Genomic DNA, 20,061 nt, shown 5'->3' with positions numbered 1-20,061 from the left:
CACGGAGCAGGGATGGTGGGGGACCTGTTGGTCCTGGGCTTTTACATGAGCGGTGCGGTGATCTGGATGTACTTCTGGTTGCTGTGCTTTGCTCATCGAATTGCATTGTTCGGGCCGATGACCGGTATTAAATGGCTGGCGTTGATTGCTGCATGCAGCTGTATTACGGCAGTTGGCCTGTATCTGGCGGCCGTTGAAACATTCAGTCGAGACAATGCCGATTGGTGGCTGGTGATTGGCGCTGCGGCGATCCCGTTGATTGGCATTCAGAGCATTCGCCACAAGCTTAAATAGGCCAGAGACCCGCACCAGCCGATGCGCTATCAACCACTTGCTATGCTTCTCCAGGCAACGATAAGCGTGCGGGTCTGAGGTTTTGACAGCGCCGGGATGGGCCACATGGAACCTATACAGGATTATGTGGTGTACGTCGTAACGGCCCAGGAAGGCTGGTTGTCCGAGGTGTCAACGCTGTTGACGGCCTTGGCGGCGTTTGCTTCGGTGTTCGTCGCCTGTATTGCCGTACGCTTCAGTGCCAGGCAGATAAAGATGCATGAGCGGCACAATCGACGGATGGCAACACCCCACCTGTCTGCCTGGAACAGCACCGACGTCAAGACCAGGTCCTACTGCTTCACCCTGGAAAACAATGGGCTGGGGCCGGCCATCATTCGTGAAGTGTGCCTCTGGGTCGACGGCACGCAACTGCAGGGCGAGGGGCCGGATTTGCTCGAGGCGGCCAGTAGCATGTTGCTCGGGGATATTCCCTATGAACAACATGCCGAATTGTTCATCGTCGGCGAGTTCATTCCACCCGGTAAAAAATTCAACACCACCACAGTGATGCTGGAAGACCATGAGCCTGCGGCGGTCATGGCCATTGCCAAGGGGCGATTACGCTTGCTGATTCGCTACGACAGTATCCTTGGCGACTCTTATGTCTACGATTCGGATCGCTGGCGGGATCGTCAGTGACCGTTGAGGGAAGTCCGATGACAAGTCCAAGTGCGATCGTGTTGGCCGGATTCATTGCGTGGGCGTTGGCGCTACTCGTTCTGATGGAGCTGCTGCGAGGTTATCTCGTGCTGTTCAAAGGTGTGCCGGCCAATCAATTCACCCCGGACAACGCCACGCTCTCTCCCTTCATGCAGCGCCTGGCGCGGGCGCACGCGAACTGTGTGGAAGGGCTGCCGATTTTTGCTGGCCTGCTGGTACTGGCCTTGCTCACCGGGCAAACAGCGATCACCGATCCACTGGCCTATGCGTTTCTTGTCGCACGACTGATTCAGTCGTGCGTTCATCTGGCTTCGCAAAGTGTTGCGGCGGTTTTCTGCCGGTTTGCCGCGTTCGCTGTACAGCTGGCGATTGGCGTTTATTGGGTCGTCCGGCTCTTGGCCCTGGCCAGCGGCTAACCGGGCAATCAGTGAACGTGAGCGGTGTCATGGCTGGCCTGTGCGTCGGCCGGCAGAACCTTGACCAGCACTTCAATCGTGCCTGCCTTTTCGAACTCCAGCGTCAGCGGGAACTGCTCACCGGCTTTCAGTGGTTGTTCCATTCCCGACAACATCACATGGTTGGCACCGGGTTGGAAGGTCACCTCGGTATGCGCAGGAATGTCCATGCCGGCAACATGCTGCATGTTCATCATGCCGTCATTGCTGGATTGGGTATGCAGTCTGGATGTTTGCGCACGCGGGCTGCTGACCGCGATCAGGCGATCCGTTTCGCTCCCTTGATTGTGCACGGTGAAATAAGCCGAGCCGCCAGGAAGGTCGACGGGCAGCTCACGTGACCACGGTTGAGAGATCTGCAACTCGCCGACCTGGTATTCATGCGCGAAACACAGGGTGCTACCGGCGAGCAGTGTGCAAAGCAGCAATAAACGCGTGACCATGGCTGAACTCCTTTGTTAGTGACTTGCTTGCGAAGTACTGACAGGCGCCTGCGGCTGCAGGCGTTCGGTCTCTTCTTCCAGGTACGTCAGCAAGGCAGAGATCTCGACATCGCCCAAACGCAGGTTGGGCATCGCCAGGCGGTTGTATTGCTCATACAACAACATGGCCAGCGGATCCTTCTCTGCCAGCATCACATCTGGTTCTTTGATCCAGCGGGTAAGCCAGGCCGGGTCGCGCTGGCGGGTGACGCCGAGCAGATCCGGGCCGATGCTGCGCATCCCGGCGTGCTCGGTATCGCCGAGCGTGTGGCAGGAGGAGCAGCGCGTCCGATAGATCTGCTCGCCGACGCTGGGCTGGCGCACGCTGGGGGCTTCGGCGTAATCGTTGGTGTTGGCACTGACCAGCTTCCAGTTGTGCAGGCTTTTGCCCAGGCGGTCGGCCAGTACATAGGGGTTCTCCATCGCAGAAGCCTTCATCCAGCGCCCGGTGCTTTGATTGCCAATGATCAGGCTGAGGTTATGGTCCTTGGTCTGTCCGTCATCGACACCCTTGATGAACAGGCCGAGCTTTTGCCGCAACAGGGTGATGTCGTCTTTGTTACCGGTCAGAAACTGCCAGCCGGGGCCAATCTTGAATTTCTCGGCATAGTGTTTGAGCACTTCCGGGGTATCGGTTTCTGGATCGATACTGATCGAGTAGAAGAACACATCGCGACCCACGCGTTCGCCGAGCAGTTTCTGCACTTGTCGCAGGCGCGCGGTTTCCAACGGGCACGAGTCGCTACAGGTGGTGAAGATGAAGTTGATGGCCACCACCTTGTCTTTGATCAGGTCATCAAAAAACCGAACCGGTTGGCCGTCCTGGTTAATCAGCGGGGTGTTGGGAAAGTAGTCCCGGCCCCATTGCTGGGCCGGGGCACTTTCACTGACGGCCGCGAATGACCATTGCGCGCTGCACAGCGTAAGGAGCAGCAAGCGGCTGAGTATTTTCGAAGTTTTCCAGCCCATGCCTGTTACCTCCTGAAGGTGTGAAGGATCAGCGACGGTTATCAACGCACCGTGAGTGGAACGGTGATGGCTTTGCCGTTAAGCGGCTTGATCGTTACCGTCGGGTTTGGCGAAGGCCCGCTGCCAGTGGTGCTGGCAGACAGCCGCCAATTGCCACCGGACAACACCGTCGCAGTCCCCAGGCTCAAGGGGCCGTTGTTGGTCGATGCAGTCACCGCGAGGGTTTCGCCAATCTTCATCGCGCTGGTCCCGACCAGCTCCCAGGCGTACCGGCTGTTACTGCGAACGGTGACGCTGGCACTGATTACCTTGATGTTGTGATCAACTTCTACCGCCGCCGGAGTGACCGCAACACTGACGTTGGCCGCCAGTTTCGACACACCGTCCCGCGCATCCTTGACCTTGTATTCGAAGACCGCGCTGTAGGCTTCGTTTACCGTCGTGGGTGGGGTAAAGGTCACCTGGGTGCCGTTGGTGCTGACACTGCCCTGACCAGAGTCCGGTTGCCCCAGGCTGACGACGGTTAGCGGTACGTCACCATCGGGGTCACTGTCGTTGGCCAGCACATTGAGGGTGATCGGCACGCCGGCTTTGGTGGCGCCGCTGTCATCCCTGGCCACGGGCAGTTGATTGTCGTCTTCACCTTCACCCGGTCCTTTGTCGTCCTCATCACGGAAGCCAGGCAGGGCGGCGGAACTGATGAATTCCACACCATCCCAGGTCGGCATCGGTGAAGGCATCAGCTCGATCTGACCCGGGTGCTCAAGGTCAAAGCGCAGCAGCATGGAGTTGTCTTCGTGCTGAGTGTTATGGCAATGCTCCATGAAGGTGCCGGCGAACTCGCGGAAGCGGATCGCCATCTCGACTTCCTCGGAGCTGTCGACTTCCGGTCCTACACGATAGACGTCTTTGCGCGCCCATTTTTCCCACTCCGGTGGCGCCTTGCCGTCGCGGTTGAGAATGACCCCTTCCTCGAAGTGCACATGCACCGGGTGACTCCAGCCATTGCCGCCATTTTTGATCTTCCACACTTCCAGGGTGCCGTCGCCTGAGTAGCCAGCGTCGGTGGGGCCTGAGGCCAACTGCGGGGCGGCAGTGATGCGCCGCGGGTCCATGGAATAGCCAAAACCGCCGTCGGTCTTGATCGTCCAGGGTTGGGTGTCGGTGCCGTCGGAACGCCCGAATTCAAAGCTGCGGTGGCGCGCCTGCTTGAGCTTGGCCTGCATGGTCGGGTCGTTACGGTCGATGGTCAGCGGGATCATTTTCTTGCCAGCGGCTTTACCCGGTTTGGCCGGTTCGTAGGCCACAGGGTCCATGCTCAGGTCGTTGCCGCTGTAAGGCTTGACGTTGAACTGGAGGAACTTGCCGACCACCGGGTCGCCGTCGCGCCACCTCGGGCCTTTGCTGGTCTGGTCGATGACCGCTTTGTATTTCTCGGACAGGACATCGGCCAGCGACACCGCATCCTCGCTCGGGCCTTTGCCGGTGTCGTGCTCCATGAGGTTGACGAAGAAGATCTTGTCGCCGGGCTGAATCCCGTGTTTAGCGAAGTTGATGATGATGTCGTAGCGCTCGGCGATGGACATGGTCGGCATGATGCCGTTGTCGTCCTTGAGGTCGCCGTTACCGTTGAGGTCCATGCTGCCGTCGAACGGTATGGCGTGCTCCATGATGTTGCCGTCGTTGGCGATCATATGGAACGGCACCCGGTTGTAGGACACCCCGGAGCCTTGCGGGCCACGAAATTCACCGCCATTGCCGCGCACTTCGCGGACCACGGCGATCTTCATGTAGCGCGACACCGAGCCATTGAGGATGCGCAGGCGATAGCTGCGTGCACGCACGTCAAAGTAGGGTTTGTACAACCAGTTGACCATCATCTGGTCGCCGATGAAGCCGTCGATGTTGAACGGGTTGAACCACAGTTGGCCGCTCTGGTCCCAGGCCTTGTCGGCAAAGGTCAGGTTGACGTCATAGTCACGGTTGCCCCAAGGCAATGCCGAACCGCTGGGCAGGCGCAGGTTGACGCCGTCTTCCAGGGCCTCGTTGCCGCGGTCCAGGGCACTGTAGTAGTTCATCATCGCCGCGTTGCCCTTGTAGACGTTGTGGGCGGTGAAATCGAGCATGTGATCGTGGAACCAGTGGGTGCTCATGGTTTCGCGCCAGTCACCGCGGACCTTGATGCTGCCGTTCTGGCAGGTCTTGAGTCCGGGCTGGCTATCGTTGACCCAGAGTGTTTCCCCCTCGGCGCAGGGGAACGCGGCCCTGGGGTCTTGCGCGGTGGTGTTGATGGAGTCGTAGCCGGCCAGTTGCACCGGCCAGCGGTAGTCGTAGTACTGACCGGGGAAGAAGAACGCGTTGGTATAACCGTCGCTTTCGGCCGGGTTATGGCCGTTGTGTTCATGGGTGCTGAGGGTATGCAGGCCGAAGCCGCCGTTGGCTGCCGGGTCGATCGGCAAGGCGTTGTAGTGACGCATCAGTATCGGTTGGCCGTAGCGGGCCATCAGCAGCTTGGGCGGTAGCGTGCCGTCGAAGGTCCACAGCGAGTTGTGGTTCTGGATCGGCATGTTCGGGTGAAAGCGGATACCGATGCCCTTGGCCGTCCCCTCGGTAGCAGGTACACCGGCGGTGTTGTGATAAAGCCCGCCGGGACCGAACTCGCCTTTGGCGTAGCCGTGCATTTGCCGGTTGTCGCGCAAGCCCTGGTTGACCCGCGCGCCGGCTTGCGCGGTCTTGATCGCCGCCTGCGGGTAGAACTCGTTCCAGCGTTGATGCGACCAGCCTTTTCCTGGTGGCCGGCCCTCGGCCGGCGAGCCGACTGGGTGGCGATTGAGGAAGGCTTCGATCTGCGCCTTCCAGGGATTGCGGTCGAGGACGTTGGCGTATTGCGTCGGGAACGGCAATAGCCCTGGTTGGCGGAGAAAGGTTTCCAGTGCCGCGCCGGTGGGACCGCTGCGGGCGACACTGTTGGGGTCTTGCTCCGGGGCTGGCCCGGTTGTGGGGATGGGGAAGGGAAGGGTGCCGGCTTCGACCGTCGGGTCGAGTTTCTCCGGGCCGAATTCCTCATACAGCAGCATCTGCTGGGTAAAGGGTTGCGCCCCGAACAGCGGGCTGGCCAGGCCATTGGTGGGGTAATTGAAGGATGTCTGCTGAGCCGGCTGCAGAACGTTTTCAGTCCGTGGCGTGGTTCGGTCGCCGTAGGCGCCGTTGGGTAGCGCAAGCGCACCGTGGTTGCCCTCGGGCAGCAACTTCAACGCCTCCAGGGCTTGTTGCACGGCCACAGGGTCGGTGGGGTGAGGCGTGTAGGCCGAGGGGTCGGTCGGTGACGGTGGGCTGGTGTCGTCCATCGGCACGGCACTGGCAGAGGAAATTCCGAGTGCGATCAACAGCGCAGATGCAACGCCAGAGTAGCGGAAAAGATCAAGGGTCGATCGGCGCTGCATAGGGTTGTTGTACATAGCGGTAACCTCGTTCCGTACCCGGTTGGGTGCTGCTGCGATGCCATATGAGTGTCAAACTGCCACTTTGTAATGGCAGGGGCAAAAAGCGCACCAACTCGGAGGGTCGAGGGTTATGGAAGAAAAAGCTGATTTTATTCAATGGCTTGTATGCAGGCCCTGTGAAGAGCGATAAGCCGGTTTTGTAGGTGGGTGGGGGGAGTTCCCCATTTATGGTTATGGGTGACCATCTCCCCCCGGCTGATCGAGAATCAGTCCAGATCTGCTGCCTGATGCCGCTCCGGCACCTGGGTTTCCTCATCTCCCCAGGTCCGGTTTACCCGTTGCCCACGCAGCACCGCAGGGCGTTTGGCGATCTCTTCTGCCCAGCGTTGCACGTGGGTGTATTGCTGCACATTGAGGAACTCACCCGCCGAATACAGGTTGCCCCGCACCAGCTGGCCGTACCACGGCCAGACGGCGATATCGGCAATGGTGTAGCTGTCACTCGCCAGATAGCGGTTTTCGCTGAGGCGGCGATCAAGCACATCGAGTTGGCGTTTCGCTTCCATGGTGAAGCGGTTGATCGGGTACTCGAACTTCTCTGGCGCGTATGCATAGAAATGTCCGAAGCCGCCGCCAAGGTAAGGTGCCGAGCCCATTTGCCAGAACAACCAGTTCAAGGTTTCCGTCCGCCCGGCGGGGTCGGAGGGCAGGAAATGGCCGAATTTTTCTGCCAGGTACAGCAGGATCGAACCGGACTCGAACACGCGAATGGCCGGCTCCACGCTACGGTCCAGCAAGGCTGGAATCTTCGAGTTGGGGTTGATCTCGACAAAGCCGCTGGAGAACTGATCGCCTTCGCCAATGCGGATCAGCCAGGCGTCGTACTCGGCAGCGGTAACGCCGAGTGCCAGCAGTTCTTCGAGCAGGATGGTGACCTTCACGCCATTGGGGGTGGCCAATGAATAAAGCTGCAAGGGATGCTTGCCGACTGGCAGTACCTTGTCATGGGTTGGCCCGGCGACTGGCCGGTTGATGTTGGCGAATTCGCCACCCGACGGTGCGTCATGCGTCCAGACCTTGGGCGGGGTATAGGGTGCTTTGCTCATTGGGTCAATTTCCTGGTTTGCTCAACGATTTGTAGATAGATTGGCTCGCAAATAACTGAAAGGAAGCAGTACATGTTCAAGATGAACGCCCTGGTCCCGGAACTGATCGTTTCCGACCTTGCGCAAAGCCTACGCTTTTACTGCGGCGTATTGGGCTTCAAGGTTGAGTACGACCGCGCGGAGGACAAGTTTGCCTTTCTGTCCTTCGGCAACAGCCAGATCATGCTCGAGCAAGACTGGCACACCGAATCGCCCTGGCGTGTGGGGCCATTGGAGCCGCCGTTTGGCCGCGGGATGAACCTGTCCATCGAATGCCCCGATGCCTTGGCGTTGGCCAGCGCTCTGGAGCAGGCAGGTTACACCCTCCGGCAGGCGGTTGAGGAGCGTTGGTACCGTAGTAACGATCAGCATCGGGGGCAGCGGAATTTCCTGGTGCTTGATCCGGATGGGTATCTACTGCGGTTTGCTGAAGACCTGGGGTGGCGATAGGGGGACTGTGGGAGCGGGGCAAGGCCCGCTCCCACAGGGTGCTGCCCATTCAAGACTGCATCAAAGGAACCAGCGGTACTCCCGGGCACTGATGTCCTGCATGAACGCCAGATGGTCCTGACGCTTGTTTTCGCAGTAGACCATCACGAACTCACTGCCCAGGCTCTGGTTGACCACCGGGTGCTGGCGCATGGCACTGACTGCACTGAGCATGTCCTTGGGAAACTCGATGCCGCTGCTGCGATCTTCGTTGAGCGGGGCAATAGGCTCACGGGCGGCATCCAGGCCATGTTCCATGCCGCTGAGGATCGCGGCCAGGACCAGGTACGGGTTGGCATCGGCACCGGCCAGGCGATGTTCGATGCGCAGGTTGCGCGGGTCGGATTCGGGGATGCGAATGCACGCGTCACGGTCCTCAAAGCCCCAGCTGGCGCGGCTGGCCGCATTGACCATGGCACCGTAGCGGCGCATGGCATTGTGGTTGGCGGCGAAGATCGGCATGCAGCTGGGCAGCAGCTCCAGGCAGCCGGCCACGGCATGGCGCAACGGGCGCTGCTCATCGGCGGCGAGCAGGTTGTTGCCGTCCTGGTCATACAGGCTGACATGCACATGCATGCCGCTGCCCGGTGCCTCCAGGTAAGGCTTGCTCATGAAGCTGGCGCGCATGCCGTGCTTGAGTGCCACGCCACGGGTGCTGCGGCAGAACAGTGCGGCCCAGTCGGCAGCGCGCAGGCCGTCATCGCAGTGGCCGAAGTTGATCTCGAATTGACCAGGGCCAAGTTCGGCGGTGATGACGTTAGCGTCCACGCCTTGCTCATTGGCAGCCTCGACCATTTCGCGCAGTACGTCGGAGTAACGCGACAGACGGTCGATGTGCATGTTCGGCTGGTCGTCGGGGTCATCGCTGAACGGGTCGCGGGGAAACTGTGGCAGGCCTTCCTTGAGGCTGCGGTCGAACAGGTAGAACTCCAGCTCGAACGCGACTACCGGGCGAATGCCGCGACGCTGCAGGCGCTGCAGGACCTGGGCGAGCACTTCCCGCGGTTCGAACTCGATGGGCGCGTGGGTGCCGTCGGAGCTGATCAGCATCTGCCCCAGCGGCTGGTTCTCCCAACGCACCGGTTTGAGCGTGCCGGGGATCAGGCGCCGTGGCGCATCCGGGTCGCCATCGTGGAAGCAGTAGTCGCCGATCGGGAACAGACCGCCCTGGACGCCCAGCAGTACGCAGTTCTGCGGCAGCTTCAAGGGGCTGCCGGCGGCGACCTTCTCGAGCATGTCGATGGGGTAGCGCTTGCCATAGAAGTGCCCGGGAATGTCCAGGCTGATCAGGTCGACATAGCGCACTTCGGGGAATCGAGCGCGAAAGTCACGGACTTCAGTGAGCAGATCGGGAAAGCTTTTTGTTGTTGTCATCGATTGCGATCCTGCAGCGTGGTTCAACGGAATACCCAGAGCACCCGTGTCGGTTGCTCGGTGAGGTTGGCGTAACGAAACTGGCTGTGCGGCGGGAGCTGGAAGCTGTCGTTGGGACCCAGGGTCACCGGTTCTTCACTGTCATCGAGCCACAGGCTCAATTGCCCTTCGAGGACAAAACCGCCTTGCTCGGAACTGTCGTTCAAGTGACCTTCGCCGCTGGTGGCGCCGGGGGCCAGGTGACTTTCGAGCATGGAGAAACTGCCGGTGAGCTTGGGCGAGACCAGCACGTCGGTGATACCACCGGCGTAGTAGAGCGTGCGCCGCTCTCCTGGGCGGGTGACCCAGTCCACTTCGCGTGGTTTGCTCAGGTTGTAGAAATAGGTCGTGGGCACATCCAGGGTTTCGCTGATGGCGGTCAGGTCGGCCACGGTGGGGCGCGACAGGCCACGTTCGACCTGGGACAGAAAGCCCACTGAGCGATCAATGCGCTGGGCCAGTTCGCCCAGGGTCAAGTTGCGGTGCTTGCGCAGGTCACGGATCAGGATCGCCAGGCCTTCGATTTCATCCTGCATGTCCATGGTGCTGTCCTCTCAAAGGTTGTCGCGCAGGCGGTACCAGGCCTTGGCCGCGGCTTCCAGCGGGGCGGCGAGCAGATCGCCGCCGGGGAAGCGGCCGTTGTCGATGGCCTGGTACAACGCCAGCAAATCGTAGTCGCCGAGAATGGCATCGCTGACGGCGCGGGCGCCGGCCAGGGTCGGCAGTACGCCATGTCCGGAGAAGCCCTGCAACCAGTAGCGTTGGCCGCTTCGGCCAATGTCCGGGGTGCGTCGCAGGCTGCAGTCCAGATGCCCGCCCCAGGCATGCTCGATGGCAACCCCGCGCAACTGCGGGAAGGCGCGTTCCAGCACCGGGCGGGTGGCGGCGGCAACGTCTTGGGGAATGCCGCCCAGATAGGTGCAGCCACCGCCAAACAACAAACGGTGATCAGGGGTCAGGCGGAAATAGTCCGGTACGAACTGGTTGTCGATCACGCAGCTGTTACGGGGCAGCAGCGAACGTGCGAAGGCTGGGTCCAGGGGCACAGTCGCCACCTGGTAGGAGCCCACTGGCAGCAGGCGCCGCGACAGTTGCCGGTCAAGCTTGTCGATGTAGGCATTGCAGGCCAGGACCAGGACGTCGCTGCGCACTTCGCCGTGTTCGGTGCGGGCGATAAAGCCATTGGCGGTCTCGCGGTAATCGAGTACGCGGGTCTGTTCGTACAGGCGTCCACCGGCCTCTTCAATCGCCGATGCCAGGCCTTGGGCCAGTTTCAACGGGTTGAGGTGGGCACCTTGTGGGTCGTACAGCGCGGCCTGGTAACGCGGGCTGTCGATCCATTCCGGCAAGGCTTCACGTTCGATCAACTGCAGCTCGTCGTAACCCCATTTTTCGCTGGCTTCGCGTTGGGCTTCGCGCAGCATACCGACGCGCCGGGGCAGCACCGCGGTCCACAGGCTGCCGGGACGGTAGTCGATATCGAAGCCATGGCGTTCGGGGAGTTCGCGCATCTCGTGGGCGGCCCAGCACATGCTGTCCCACAAACGGCGTGTGCGTTCCGTACCGAGACTCTTTTCCAGCGGCGGCATGTCGCACGACCAGCCCAGCAGCGCCTGCCCGCCATTGCGCCCTGACGCCGCCCAGGCCACGCGGCTGGCCTCCAGCAATGTCACCCGCTTGCCCGCCAGCGCCAGGCGCAGGGCCGTGTGCAAACCACTGAAGCCGGCACCGATGATCAGCACCTCGGTGTCAAGACGCTCATGCAGGGTAGGGCGCAGCGGGATGACACCGGGATAGGTGCGGGCGTAATAGCTGGCGACATGCTGGGCGGATTGCTTGAACATGGCGGGTCTCGTGAATTTTTATTGGTATATTTTCATGAAAAACTACCAGATAAATTTCACGAGTCCAAGCCCCCATGGATTTAAAGGCGTTGCCTGCGGCAACGCTTATTGCACTTGCAGCCGGCTGGTGCGGGCGTTGAGCAGCCGCTGACGCAGCAGGTCATAGGCCCAGTTATAGGCCATGGTGTAGGGCAGCATGAAGACGAAGAAGCCGATCTCCAGCATGAACGCCTGCACCAGCGACAGGTTGAGCATCAGCGCGGCGATAGGCACGCCGATCACCACAAAACCGATCTCGAAGCCGCTGGCATGCAGGGCCCGGACCTTGACGCTGCGCTTGACCCGCTCAGCCGGCCAGAGCCGGTCGAACACACTGTTGTAGAGCATGTTCCAGAGCATCGCCACGGTCGACAGCACCACGGCCAGGGTGCCGACTTCGAGCATCGAGCGATTGAGCAGCCAGGCGCCGAGCGGGGCACAGATCAGCACGGCAATGGCCTCGAAGCCTACGGCGTGGACGATACGCTCGACGAAGGATTTGTTGGAAACACGCATGACATCACCTGGAACGATTGGATTCGATGAGGTGATTGTCATCGCTTTTTTGCTTATGTTAAAAATGGATTCCATCGATAAAAGCGATAGACCCATGCGCTATTCCCCCGAAGCTCTACACGCCTTTGTCGAAGCCGTCGCCCTTGGCTCCTTCTCGGCAGCGGCGCGCAAGTTGCGTAAAAGCCAGTCGACCATCAGTGCCGCGATCGCCAACCTTGAGGCCGACCTGGGCGTCAGCCTGTTCGATCGCCAGGCTCGTCACCCGGTGCTGACCGAAGCCGGGCGCAAGGTGCTCGGGCACGTCCAGGAGATCCTTGCCGCCAGCGAACGACTCGACGAGCTGAGCATCCGCCTGGCCGATAACGTCGAACCGCGCCTGACCATCGTTCTCTCGGACATGTATCAGCTCACTCCGGACAATCAGGTGATGCACCAGTTCGAGCAGCGCTACCAGGACATCGAGCTTGAATGCATGATCGCTGAAGCGGGGGATGTCTTGAGCCTGCTGCAAAGCGGCCGCGCGCACCTGGGGTTGCTGGCGGCGCAAGCGCATTACCCGCCGGATATCGGCGTGCGCAGATTGCCCGGGCAAGCGCAGATGGGCATTTTCGTCGCCAGCGGACACCCGCTGGCAGCACTTCAGCAGCCGACCCAGGCGCACCTGGCCAGCCATCGCCAGCTGTACCTCAATACCTATGCCGACAGCGAGAACAAACCGCAGGGGCGGGTCTGGTCGGCGCCGGATTACCTGTTGCTGCTGGAAATGACCGAGCAAGGTTTCGGCTGGGCCGAGTTGCCGCACGGTCTGGTGCAGCAGTATGGCCACGGCCAGTTGGTAGAGCTGGTGCTGGGTGGATGGCCGCGTCCGATTGCCGTGGATGCGGCCTGGTCGCGACTCAGCCCACCTGGGCCGGCGGGGTTGTGGTTGCTGGACTGGTTGGCCCGGGAGCGCTGAAAGCACCCTGGTACAACTGCACACGGTTACGGCCTTGGTCCTTGGCCGCATACAGCGCGTTGTCGGCCATCGACAGCAGGCGTGAAAGCTCATGCTCGCCGGCATTGCCGGCAACGATGCCGATGCTGACGCTCAGTACGCCGGCGTCCAGCAGCGGCAAGGCGTGAAAGCTGTTGCAGATGCGCTGGGCGATCCGCAGCGCCTCGTGTTCATCAGCGTTGCCGAGCAGGCAGGCGAACTCTTCACCGCCAATCCGAGCGAACACATCTGTCTGGCGAATGCTCTGGCTGGCGACCTGACTGAAGGCGATCAGCGCCTGGTCACCGGTCTGGTGACCGTAGGCATCGTTGAGCCGTTTGAAGTGATCCAGGTCGCACAGCAACAGGGCCGCCGGCTCGCCGCGGCGGGCACCGTCCGCCAGCAATTGCGCACCACGCGACATGAACGCGCGCCGGTTGCCGATGCCGGTCAGCGGGTCGGTATAGGCGGCAGCCTTGAATTTCAGCTCGGTGCGTTCGCGCACCATGGCCAGGGTGACATAGGCGATGCCGATGGCGTAGAGCATCGATTCGAACAGCAGGAAAGCGAAAAAAATCGTGCCGTGGCCAGTGCTGGCAAGCGCATGCTCCAGGGATACGCCTTGGTCGGCGAAGCTGCGCACGGCGTAAAAGCCAGTGTGCGCCAGGGTCAGTAGCAGCGCAGGCAGGTAAGCCACTTCCAGGTGCTTGCGGTTGCGCCACAGCTCGAACACTGACAGGCCACCATAGACGGCAGTGAACAGCGAATACAGGGTCACGCGCAGGCCGAGGTCGTCGTAGAAGCCTGGCATCAGCCCCCATAACGACCAGAACAGCGCGCCGGCGAATATGCCTGGCAGGTGCGCGGGACGGCCGCCGAACACACGCATGGCGGTCCAGTTCAGCGCCGCCCCCAGCAACAGGACGATATTGCCCAGCACCAGGGAAATGAAGTCGGGGGCCTGGCCACGCAGGCTCACCAGGGTTGCGCCGAGGGCGGCAAGTATCAGCATGCTCCCCAGGTAGCCGAGGGTTTGCTCGCGTACGCCGCGGCTCCAGGCGTGCAGGGTCAACAGGCCCATCAGGCCGAAAATGAACACGGCCACCATCAACAGGGTCGGGATGCTCAGCAGCACTCGTATCGCTCTCCATGCGGCCTTGCGCCGGTTTTCAGCGGCATGCTAGCCGAGCAGATGGTACTTTGCCAGCAGGCTGCCGCTGCCATCGGGTCAGACAAAATGCGTGGGTGCGTCACATTGTTGTGTCTGCGCGTCGCTGCGATTGCGGGGGGCTCAAGGCCTGAGGTATCAGTACCGCAACTGCCGCCACTCAAGAGCGGTAGATTACAAGGAAAGTCATCCAATGCCCCCTCTCAAAAATGCGATCTCCCTGGCGCTTCTGTTGCTGGCCGCGCCCATGGTCAATGCCCAGCCTGCAAGTGCAGAGCCTGGCGCCGTGCACTCCAACCTGTTGGTCGATGCAGTGGCCTGGCGCCAGACTGCCGCGGAGTTCCGCGCGCTGTACTATCAAGGTTTCAACGTCGCCAAGGCACGCCTGGACCAGGCATTGGCCAATCAGAAACCGGGGGACAAGAAACCGGCGATCATCAGCGATATCGACGACACCATCCTCAGCAGCAATACCTACTGGGGGTTTCTGATCGCCCAGGGCAAGGAGTTCTTTGACGATGCGGCCTGGGATCGGTGGGTGGCTGACAATGGCCCGACGCCTACCCCAGGTGCCCTCGAGTTTCTGGAGTATGCCAAGTCCCGTGGCGTGGAAATCTTCTACGTGTCCAGCCGTGAGCAGGGCGACAAGACCTATGAGTACGCCCTGAACAACCTGCGCAAATACAAGGTGCCCTATGCCGACGAGGCCCATGTGACCATTCTGCGCGAGAGCTCGAACAAGGAGCCTGCACAACAAAAAATCGCCGGGCAATACAACGTGTTGCTGAAACTGGGTGACAACCTCAACGACTTCGAGCGCAGCTTCTATCTCGACAGTGTCGACAAGCGGGCGCAGCAGGTGGACGACAGCCGCGACAAGTTTGGCAGCCAGTACATCATCTTCCCCAACCCCACTGACGGCCATTGGCTCAAAGCCATTTTCGGTGAGTCGGAGCCAGCCGACACGCCGGCCAACCGGGCCAAGTTTCGCGAGGCGGCGGAGCGGGGCGGCTGGAAACCGGCCAGCTGATGACAAAAAAACATCCCGCCAGCGGCAAGCGCGGCGGGATGTCTGGCTTTGCCGAGCAGGTTTCGTTAGGCCCGCTGGATGTCAAATTGCAAGCCGACCGGTGCGGCCTGCAGCTCGCCACGGCGGACCATGCGCCGCTCGGCAGGGGCGGCAGCGACGGCGGCAGCGGCATTGGCTGCCTTGATGACAATGAAGGTCGCTTCGTTGCCGACCTTCAGCCCATAGTCGCTTTTCTCCATCACGGTGGCGCCCGCCGATGTGGCCATGGCCAGGGCCACGTTCAGGTCTTCATCGCTATAGAAACCCGAGCGGTAGCCGATCAGCATCGCCCTCTGGAGCATGTCGGCGTTGCCGTAAGGCCACCAGGCATCGCGAATATTGTCGTTACCGGCGAATACATTCACCCCGGCGGCGCGCAGGCGCAGGATCGGCGGGAAGGCGTGATCGCCTGGGGCATTGGTGAGGATCGACACCCCGGCGTTCGCGAGGGTGGCGCCAATGCGCTCAAGCACATCCTCAGGCACCTGGCCCAGGGCATAGGCATGGCTGACACTCACACGCCCCTGCAGACCCGCAGCGCAGGTGCGGGCGGCGATCCGCTGCAGTTGCTCGACGCCTTGCAGGCCCGGCTCGTGCAGGTGAATGTCGACCTTGACCCCATGCCGTTCAGCAATCCCGAACACCACATCCAGCTGACCTTCGGCATCGCCATCGAGCGTCGTCGGGTCGATACCGCCAATGACTTCGGCACCCTCGCGTATGGCGGCCTCCAGCACATCGGCAGTGCCCGGGCAGGACATCACCCCGGCCTGGGGAAAGGCCACCAGTTCAATGTCAACGATACCGCGCCACTTCTCTCGCGCCTGCATCACCGCGTGCAGGTTGCTCAAGCCGGTAGTGGCATCGACATCGACATGGCTGCGCATCGCTACCGTACCGAATGACACCGCCTGGCTGATCAGCGCATCGGCACGTTCGACCATTGACGGCGCCAGGGCCAGTTCACGTTTTTCCACGGCCAGGCGTTCACGCAGGCTGCTGACCGCCTGATGCGGATGCCAGCGGTCGCCGACAAAGCTCTTGTCCAGGTGGATATGTCCGTCGATGAAACCCGGCAGCAGCAGTTGCCCGCCCAGGTCGATGCGCTCCACACCTTCAATGGCGCCCAGATCAGCGCCCAGGCGAGCGATACGGCCATCGGCGACGGCCAGAGACAGCGGACTGCCGTCGGCAGCGACGGCATTGACGAATACACGATCAAACATTTCACGACCTCTTGGTGGAGGCCGCACACCCTATAAAAGTGCCGGGGTATCGGCCAATTAAATATCGGGATCGATAGCAGTGGATTCGTGAATGCCCGTGCTTCAGCCGCCGATCAGGTGCTTGAGCGGGTGATAGTCGGCCTTCAGATTGTGGGTGGCCTTGAGGATCGCCTCTTCAATGCCGCTCAGGTGAGTGCACACCAGGTCGATGGCGGCGGCCTGATCGCCGGCTTCGAGGAACTCGATCAGGCGCAGGTGCTCGTTGCCGCGGCAGGCTTCATGGCGTTCGTCATCGAGGGTCGATGCATACAGCGAGCCGCGCTCGATCAGTTTGCGGAACCAGTCGAGCAGCACCGGGTTGTCCAGTACTTCGGCGAGGCGCAGGTGGAACTCGCCCAGCAGATTGACGTAACGCGCATGGTCACCGGCATCGGCCGCCGCTTCTTCTTGCGCCACATGCAGGCGCAGGGGCTGCAGCAGGCTCTTGTCGGCGCGCCGGCAGAGCTCGGTGACAATGCCGATCTCGATCAGGCGCCGGGTTTCGAACACTGAACGGATGTCTTCATCGCTGGGCAGCGAGACCCAGGCGCCCTTGTTCAGCTCGGTGGACACCAGCCCGTCGCCCTCCAGTTGCTTGAGTGCGGCGCGTACCGACGTGCGGCTGACCTTGAACAGCTCCGCAAGCGAGGACTCGCCCAGTTTCATGCCGGGGCGCAGGGTGCGTTTTCTGATTGCCTCGTGGACCCCCAGGTAGACGCGCTCTACGGTCGATGCGGGGAGTTTTTCCGTCATTACCAGCTCCGTGATTCCTTGATTGCGCCAGCATGCCGGAAATGTGCGGTGACCAAAAGTTTCAGAGTGAAAATGGTGGCTTGTGTCACCCGCTCGGCAGAAGCGGGCTTGCCCCGCGAAACTTCCAGTATGTACACACATTTAAAGTGGTTATGTGTACGCGAGTAGCAGTTAGGTGGATACATGTCACCGCCTTGCGTTACCTGGGTTCTCATTTTGGTCACCCGCGGCGCTGACCATCTGGTCAGGTTAATCGGCTCTGAAGCGTATTTGGTTAAAAATTTAAATTCATAAAAACCAAGTAGTTATAGAGATTCATTAGACGCAGGCGGGATCCACTTCCCCCCCATTTGGCACACATATTGTTCCTCGAAAATTGTAAGGCAAAAATTGCATACAATTTTTGTATGCATCGGCGTCCAAGCGCCGACAGCGGTCCCAACTCTCAAATCCAACAATAATGTGCTGTAGCACCACAGGCGCTGCAGCAGGAGCCCGGGGAACATGCAATTGGATACTTCCAAACCTCTGGATACCGCGTACCTGTCACCTGACCCTGCCATCTCTGCGCAGGTGTCCGGGCATGCCAGCTTAAGCCCCAGGCTGCACAATGCCGACCTTGCCCCGACCAAAGCCGCCGGACGGCGCTGGGGCGGTTACAGCATTTTCGCCTTGTGGACCAACGATGTGCACAACATCGCCAACTATTCATTTGCCATGGGCCTGTTCGCTCTCGGCCTGTCCGGCTGGCAGATGCTCGCGGCCCTGGCAGTCGGTGCGGCGCTGGTGTACTTCTTCATGAACCTGTCGGGCTACATGGGCCAGAAAACCGGGGTACCGTTCCCGGTGATCAGCCGCATGAGCTTCGGTATCTACGGTGCGCAACTGCCAGCGATCATCCGTGCGGTGATCGCCATCGCCTGGTTCGGCATCCAGACCTACCTGGCTTCGGTGGTGTTGCGGGTGTTGTTGGTGGCGATCTGGCCGTCGCTGGCAAGCTTCGATCACAACGCCATCCTCGGTCTCTCAAGCCTGGGCTGGGCCAGTTTCGTTGCCATCTGGTTCGTGCAGCTGGTAATCCTGACCTTCGGCATGGAGATGGTGCGCAAGTACGAATCCTTTGCCGGCCCGGTGATCCTTTCAACCGTGCTGGTGCTGGCGGTGTGGATGTACCTGCGGGTGGATGGCAACCTGGCCTGGTCGGTGGGTGAGCCGCTGACCGGGGTGAAGATGTGGACGCAGATCTTCGCCGGCGGCGCGCTGTGGCTGGCGATTTACGGCACGCTGATTCTCAATTTCTGTGACTTCGCGCGTTCTTCGCCGTGCCGCAAGACCATCCGCGTCGGCAACTTCTGGGGCCTGCCGGTGAACATCCTGGTGTTCGCAGTGATCAGCTTCGTGCTGTCCGGTGCGCAGTTCAGCATCGATGGCACGGTCATCGACAGCCCGACCCAGATCATTGCCGCGATTCCCGACAAGACCTTCCTGGTACTCGGCTGCCTGGCGTTCCTGATCGTCACCGTGGCGGTGAACATCATGGCCAACTTCGTCGCCCCGGCCTTCGTCCTCTCAAGCCTGGCCCCGAGCCGCCTGAACTTCCGCCGCGCCGGCCTGATCAGCGCCACCCTGGCGGTGCTGATCCTGCCCTGGAACCTCTATAACAGCCCGCTGGTGATCGTCTACTTCCTCTCCGGCCTGGGGGCGCTGCTGGGCCCGCTGTACGGGATCATCATGGTCGACTACTGGCTGATCCGCAAAGCCCAGGTGCACGTCCCGGACCTCTACAGCGAGGCGGCCAGCGGCACCTATCACTACACCCGCGGGATCAACTACAAGGCCATCGCCGCCCTGGTGCCCTCGGCCATCGCCGCAGTCCTGCTGGCCCTGGTACCGGCATTCAGCGAGCTGACACCGTTTTCCTGGCTGTTCGGTGCGGCCATTGCCGGTGGCGTGTACTACCTGATTTCCGATCGCAAAAAACATTACGTGGACTGTTCCGGCGAACACTTTGCCGTCGACAGCGCCCAGCACTGAGCGTCACGCACAAGGAACCGAGTCATGAGAATACTGGTAGTCAACGTCAACACCACCGTCTCGATCACCGAAGCCATTGCCCGCCAGGCGCGCAGCGTGGCGTCGCCGGGTACTGAAATCGTCGGCCTGACCCCGCGTTTTGGCGCCGAGTCGGTGGAGGGCAACTTCGAGAGTTACCTGGCGGCGATTGCCGTGATGGAGCGGGTGCTCAGCTACGACCAGCCCTATGACGCGGTGATCCAGGCCGGTTACGGTGAGCATGGCCGTGAAGGTTTGCAGGAGCTGCTCAATGTGCCGGTGGTGGACATCACCGAAGCGGCCGCCAGCGTGGCTATGCTGCTGGGGCATCGCTACTCGGTGGTGACTACCCTGGATCGCACTGTGCCGCTGATCGAGGATCGCCTCAAACTGGCCGGGTTGGACAGCCGCTGTGCCTCGGTGCGTGCCAGTGGCCTGGCGGTGCTGGAGCTTGAAGAAGATCCCGAGCGGGCAATCGAGGCGGTTGTGGCTCAGGCGGAGGAGGCGGTTCGTATCGACAAGGCCGAGGTGATCTGCCTCGGTTGTGGCGGCATGGTCGGGCTGGATGAGCGCATCCAGGCGCGGACCGGTGTGCCGGTGGTGGATGGCGTGACGGCGGCGGTGGCGTTGGCCGAGTCGCTGGTGCGCTTGAAGCTGAGCACCTCCAAGGTTCGCACCTACGCGCCGCCGCGTCCGAAGGAGATTCTCGGCTGGCCGCGGGCTTTGCTGGGCTGAGCGTTTTTCATTATGCCAATACCCCTCAAAACAGGCTCTTCACGGAGTTCTGGGGAGGGGATTTTTGGGGTGGGGTGCTGGGGCTGCGAGCTTATCCATTTTGTGTGGTGACGCTGGCGGCCCCTTCCGCCTTTACGGCGGGTCCCTTTTGTCTTGGCAAAAGGAACCAAAACCGCTTGCTCCTGCATCCGGCCCTACGCTGCGCTCCGGGTCCCTTCGCTCCGGCACCTTCCGGGGCCACGCGGCCTACGACTT

Annotated in this window: 19 protein-coding genes; 8 read left to right on the top strand and 11 right to left on the bottom strand. The window is 61.2% G+C overall.

The genetic code is table 11. The features are described from left to right. Positions 1 to 12: 12 nt before the first annotated feature. The 3 genes from AC07OF_RS22180 (at position 13) to AC07OF_RS22170 (ending at position 1,412) form a co-directional block, all read left to right on the top strand. Complete coding sequence (locus AC07OF_RS22180; protein ID WP_157193191.1) at positions 13 to 294, top strand: hypothetical protein; 282 nt, start codon at positions 13 to 15, stop codon at positions 292 to 294. A gap of 105 nt (positions 295 to 399) precedes the next feature. Continuing rightward, positions 400 to 975, top strand: a complete 576-nt coding sequence (locus tag AC07OF_RS22175) for a hypothetical protein (protein WP_495073446.1) — start codon at positions 400 to 402, stop codon at positions 973 to 975. Positions 976 to 992: 17 nt separating this feature from the next. Continuing rightward, positions 993 to 1,412, top strand: coding sequence for an MAPEG family protein (locus tag AC07OF_RS22170; RefSeq protein ID WP_157193189.1), 420 nt, complete (start codon positions 993 to 995; stop codon positions 1,410 to 1,412). Positions 1,413 to 1,420: 8 nt separating this feature from the next. Here the strand turns inward: AC07OF_RS22170 and AC07OF_RS22165 are convergent, their stop codons facing one another. The 4 genes from AC07OF_RS22165 to yghU form a co-directional block, all read right to left on the bottom strand. Then, positions 1,421 to 1,894, bottom strand: coding sequence for a copper chaperone PCu(A)C (locus AC07OF_RS22165; RefSeq protein WP_495073445.1), 474 nt, complete (start codon positions 1,892 to 1,894; stop codon positions 1,421 to 1,423). Positions 1,895 to 1,909: 15 nt separating this feature from the next. Beyond that, positions 1,910 to 2,902, bottom strand: a complete 993-nt coding sequence (locus AC07OF_RS22160) for an SCO family protein (protein WP_495073444.1) — start codon at positions 2,900 to 2,902, stop codon at positions 1,910 to 1,912. A gap of 41 nt (positions 2,903 to 2,943) precedes the next feature. Then, positions 2,944 to 6,360, bottom strand: coding sequence for an Ig-like domain-containing protein (locus AC07OF_RS22155; RefSeq protein WP_476446700.1), 3,417 nt, complete (start codon positions 6,358 to 6,360; stop codon positions 2,944 to 2,946). A 251-nt stretch (positions 6,361 to 6,611) separates the two neighbouring features. Further along, positions 6,612 to 7,451 carry a glutathione-dependent disulfide-bond oxidoreductase gene (gene yghU, locus AC07OF_RS22150; protein ID WP_495073443.1) on the bottom strand — a complete coding sequence of 280 codons (840 nt, stop codon included), beginning with the start codon at positions 7,449 to 7,451 and terminating at the stop codon, positions 6,612 to 6,614. Positions 7,452 to 7,523: 72 nt separating this feature from the next. Here yghU and AC07OF_RS22145 point away from each other — a divergent pair, with 72 nt between their 5' ends. Then, on the top strand, positions 7,524 to 7,940 hold the full coding sequence (locus tag AC07OF_RS22145) for a bleomycin resistance protein (RefSeq protein WP_157193185.1): 417 nt from the start codon (positions 7,524 to 7,526) through the stop codon (positions 7,938 to 7,940). 60 nt (positions 7,941 to 8,000) lie between these two features. Here AC07OF_RS22145 and AC07OF_RS22140 read toward each other — a convergent pair whose 3' ends face one another. From AC07OF_RS22140 to AC07OF_RS22125, 4 genes are all read right to left on the bottom strand, one after another. Beyond that, positions 8,001 to 9,353: a glutamine synthetase family protein gene (locus AC07OF_RS22140; RefSeq protein ID WP_495073442.1), complete on the bottom strand. Its 1,353-nt coding sequence runs from the start codon at positions 9,351 to 9,353 to the stop codon at positions 8,001 to 8,003. 23 nt (positions 9,354 to 9,376) lie between these two features. Beyond that, positions 9,377 to 9,934 carry a helix-turn-helix domain-containing protein gene (locus AC07OF_RS22135; RefSeq protein WP_038612709.1) on the bottom strand — a complete coding sequence of 186 codons (558 nt, stop codon included), beginning with the start codon at positions 9,932 to 9,934 and terminating at the stop codon, positions 9,377 to 9,379. Between the two features lie 12 nt (positions 9,935 to 9,946). Next, on the bottom strand, positions 9,947 to 11,236 hold the full coding sequence (locus AC07OF_RS22130) for an NAD(P)/FAD-dependent oxidoreductase (RefSeq protein WP_476446702.1): 1,290 nt from the start codon (positions 11,234 to 11,236) through the stop codon (positions 9,947 to 9,949). A gap of 105 nt (positions 11,237 to 11,341) precedes the next feature. Continuing rightward, positions 11,342 to 11,791: a multidrug/biocide efflux PACE transporter gene (locus tag AC07OF_RS22125; RefSeq protein WP_157193182.1), complete on the bottom strand. Its 450-nt coding sequence runs from the start codon at positions 11,789 to 11,791 to the stop codon at positions 11,342 to 11,344. A gap of 94 nt (positions 11,792 to 11,885) precedes the next feature. Here AC07OF_RS22125 and AC07OF_RS22120 point away from each other — a divergent pair, with 94 nt between their 5' ends. Beyond that, positions 11,886 to 12,746 carry a LysR family transcriptional regulator gene (locus AC07OF_RS22120; protein ID WP_495073441.1) on the top strand — a complete coding sequence of 287 codons (861 nt, stop codon included), beginning with the start codon at positions 11,886 to 11,888 and terminating at the stop codon, positions 12,744 to 12,746. Here the strand turns inward: AC07OF_RS22120 and AC07OF_RS22115 are convergent. Further along, entirely contained in the window at positions 12,688 to 13,899 is a 1,212-nt protein-coding gene (locus tag AC07OF_RS22115; RefSeq protein WP_495073440.1) for a GGDEF domain-containing protein, read from the bottom strand. The two genes, AC07OF_RS22120 and AC07OF_RS22115, sit on opposite strands and share 59 nt — an antisense overlap. A 226-nt stretch (positions 13,900 to 14,125) precedes the next feature. Here AC07OF_RS22115 and AC07OF_RS22110 point away from each other — a divergent pair, with 226 nt between their 5' ends. Then, positions 14,126 to 14,962, top strand: coding sequence for a 5'-nucleotidase, lipoprotein e(P4) family (locus AC07OF_RS22110; protein WP_495073439.1), 837 nt, complete (start codon positions 14,126 to 14,128; stop codon positions 14,960 to 14,962). 65 nt (positions 14,963 to 15,027) lie between these two features. Here the strand turns inward: AC07OF_RS22110 and AC07OF_RS22105 are convergent, their stop codons facing one another. After that, positions 15,028 to 16,227, bottom strand: coding sequence for an amidohydrolase family protein (locus tag AC07OF_RS22105; RefSeq protein WP_157193178.1), 1,200 nt, complete (start codon positions 16,225 to 16,227; stop codon positions 15,028 to 15,030). Positions 16,228 to 16,329: 102 nt separating this feature from the next. Further along, positions 16,330 to 17,019 (bottom strand): GntR family transcriptional regulator, encoded by a 690-nt coding sequence (locus tag AC07OF_RS22100; protein WP_157193177.1) that lies wholly within the window; start codon positions 17,017 to 17,019, stop codon positions 16,330 to 16,332. 504 nt (positions 17,020 to 17,523) lie between these two features. Here AC07OF_RS22100 and AC07OF_RS22095 point away from each other — a divergent pair. Further along, the gene (locus AC07OF_RS22095) at positions 17,524 to 19,053 is read left to right on the top strand and encodes an NCS1 family nucleobase:cation symporter-1 (RefSeq protein ID WP_157193176.1); all 1,530 of its coding nucleotides are present in this window, start codon (positions 17,524 to 17,526) and stop codon (positions 19,051 to 19,053) included. 24 nt (positions 19,054 to 19,077) lie between these two features. Continuing rightward, entirely contained in the window at positions 19,078 to 19,806 is a 729-nt protein-coding gene (locus tag AC07OF_RS22090; RefSeq protein ID WP_157193175.1) for an aspartate/glutamate racemase family protein, read from the top strand. Positions 19,807 to 20,061: the final 255 nt, after the last annotated feature.

The sequence above is a fragment of the Pseudomonas sp. GW821-FHT10B02 genome (assembly GCF_059415665.1).
Note: the sequence above shows the minus strand (reverse complement) of the source record. Positions and strands in the feature narration are given on the sequence as shown.

What these genes read in the sequence shown, in the direction of transcription:
- AC07OF_RS22180 (WP_157193191.1), top strand. Translation starts at nt 13, where the DNA reads ATGGTGGGGGACCTGTTGGTCCTGGGCTTTTACATGAGCGGTGCGGTG.
- AC07OF_RS22175 (WP_495073446.1), top strand. Translation starts at nt 400, where the DNA reads ATGGAACCTATACAGGATTATGTGGTGTACGTCGTAACGGCCCAGGAA.
- AC07OF_RS22170 (WP_157193189.1), top strand. Translation starts at nt 993, where the DNA reads ATGACAAGTCCAAGTGCGATCGTGTTGGCCGGATTCATTGCGTGGGCG.
- AC07OF_RS22165 (WP_495073445.1), bottom strand. Translation starts at nt 1,894, where the DNA reads ATGGTCACGCGTTTATTGCTGCTTTGCACACTGCTCGCCGGTAGCACC.
- AC07OF_RS22160 (WP_495073444.1), bottom strand. Translation starts at nt 2,902, where the DNA reads ATGGGCTGGAAAACTTCGAAAATACTCAGCCGCTTGCTGCTCCTTACG.
- AC07OF_RS22155 (WP_476446700.1), bottom strand. Translation starts at nt 6,360, where the DNA reads ATGTACAACAACCCTATGCAGCGCCGATCGACCCTTGATCTTTTCCGC.
- yghU (WP_495073443.1), bottom strand. Translation starts at nt 7,451, where the DNA reads ATGAGCAAAGCACCCTATACCCCGCCCAAGGTCTGGACGCATGACGCA.
- AC07OF_RS22145 (WP_157193185.1), top strand. Translation starts at nt 7,524, where the DNA reads ATGTTCAAGATGAACGCCCTGGTCCCGGAACTGATCGTTTCCGACCTT.
- AC07OF_RS22140 (WP_495073442.1), bottom strand. Translation starts at nt 9,353, where the DNA reads ATGACAACAACAAAAAGCTTTCCCGATCTGCTCACTGAAGTCCGTGAC.
- AC07OF_RS22135 (WP_038612709.1), bottom strand. Translation starts at nt 9,934, where the DNA reads ATGGACATGCAGGATGAAATCGAAGGCCTGGCGATCCTGATCCGTGAC.
- AC07OF_RS22130 (WP_476446702.1), bottom strand. Translation starts at nt 11,236, where the DNA reads ATGTTCAAGCAATCCGCCCAGCATGTCGCCAGCTATTACGCCCGCACC.
- AC07OF_RS22125 (WP_157193182.1), bottom strand. Translation starts at nt 11,791, where the DNA reads ATGCGTGTTTCCAACAAATCCTTCGTCGAGCGTATCGTCCACGCCGTA.
- AC07OF_RS22120 (WP_495073441.1), top strand. Translation starts at nt 11,886, where the DNA reads ATGCGCTATTCCCCCGAAGCTCTACACGCCTTTGTCGAAGCCGTCGCC.
- AC07OF_RS22110 (WP_495073439.1), top strand. Translation starts at nt 14,126, where the DNA reads ATGCCCCCTCTCAAAAATGCGATCTCCCTGGCGCTTCTGTTGCTGGCC.
- AC07OF_RS22105 (WP_157193178.1), bottom strand. Translation starts at nt 16,227, where the DNA reads ATGTTTGATCGTGTATTCGTCAATGCCGTCGCTGCCGACGGCAGTCCG.
- AC07OF_RS22100 (WP_157193177.1), bottom strand. Translation starts at nt 17,019, where the DNA reads ATGACGGAAAAACTCCCCGCATCGACCGTAGAGCGCGTCTACCTGGGG.
- AC07OF_RS22095 (WP_157193176.1), top strand. Translation starts at nt 17,524, where the DNA reads ATGCAATTGGATACTTCCAAACCTCTGGATACCGCGTACCTGTCACCT.
- AC07OF_RS22090 (WP_157193175.1), top strand. Translation starts at nt 19,078, where the DNA reads ATGAGAATACTGGTAGTCAACGTCAACACCACCGTCTCGATCACCGAA.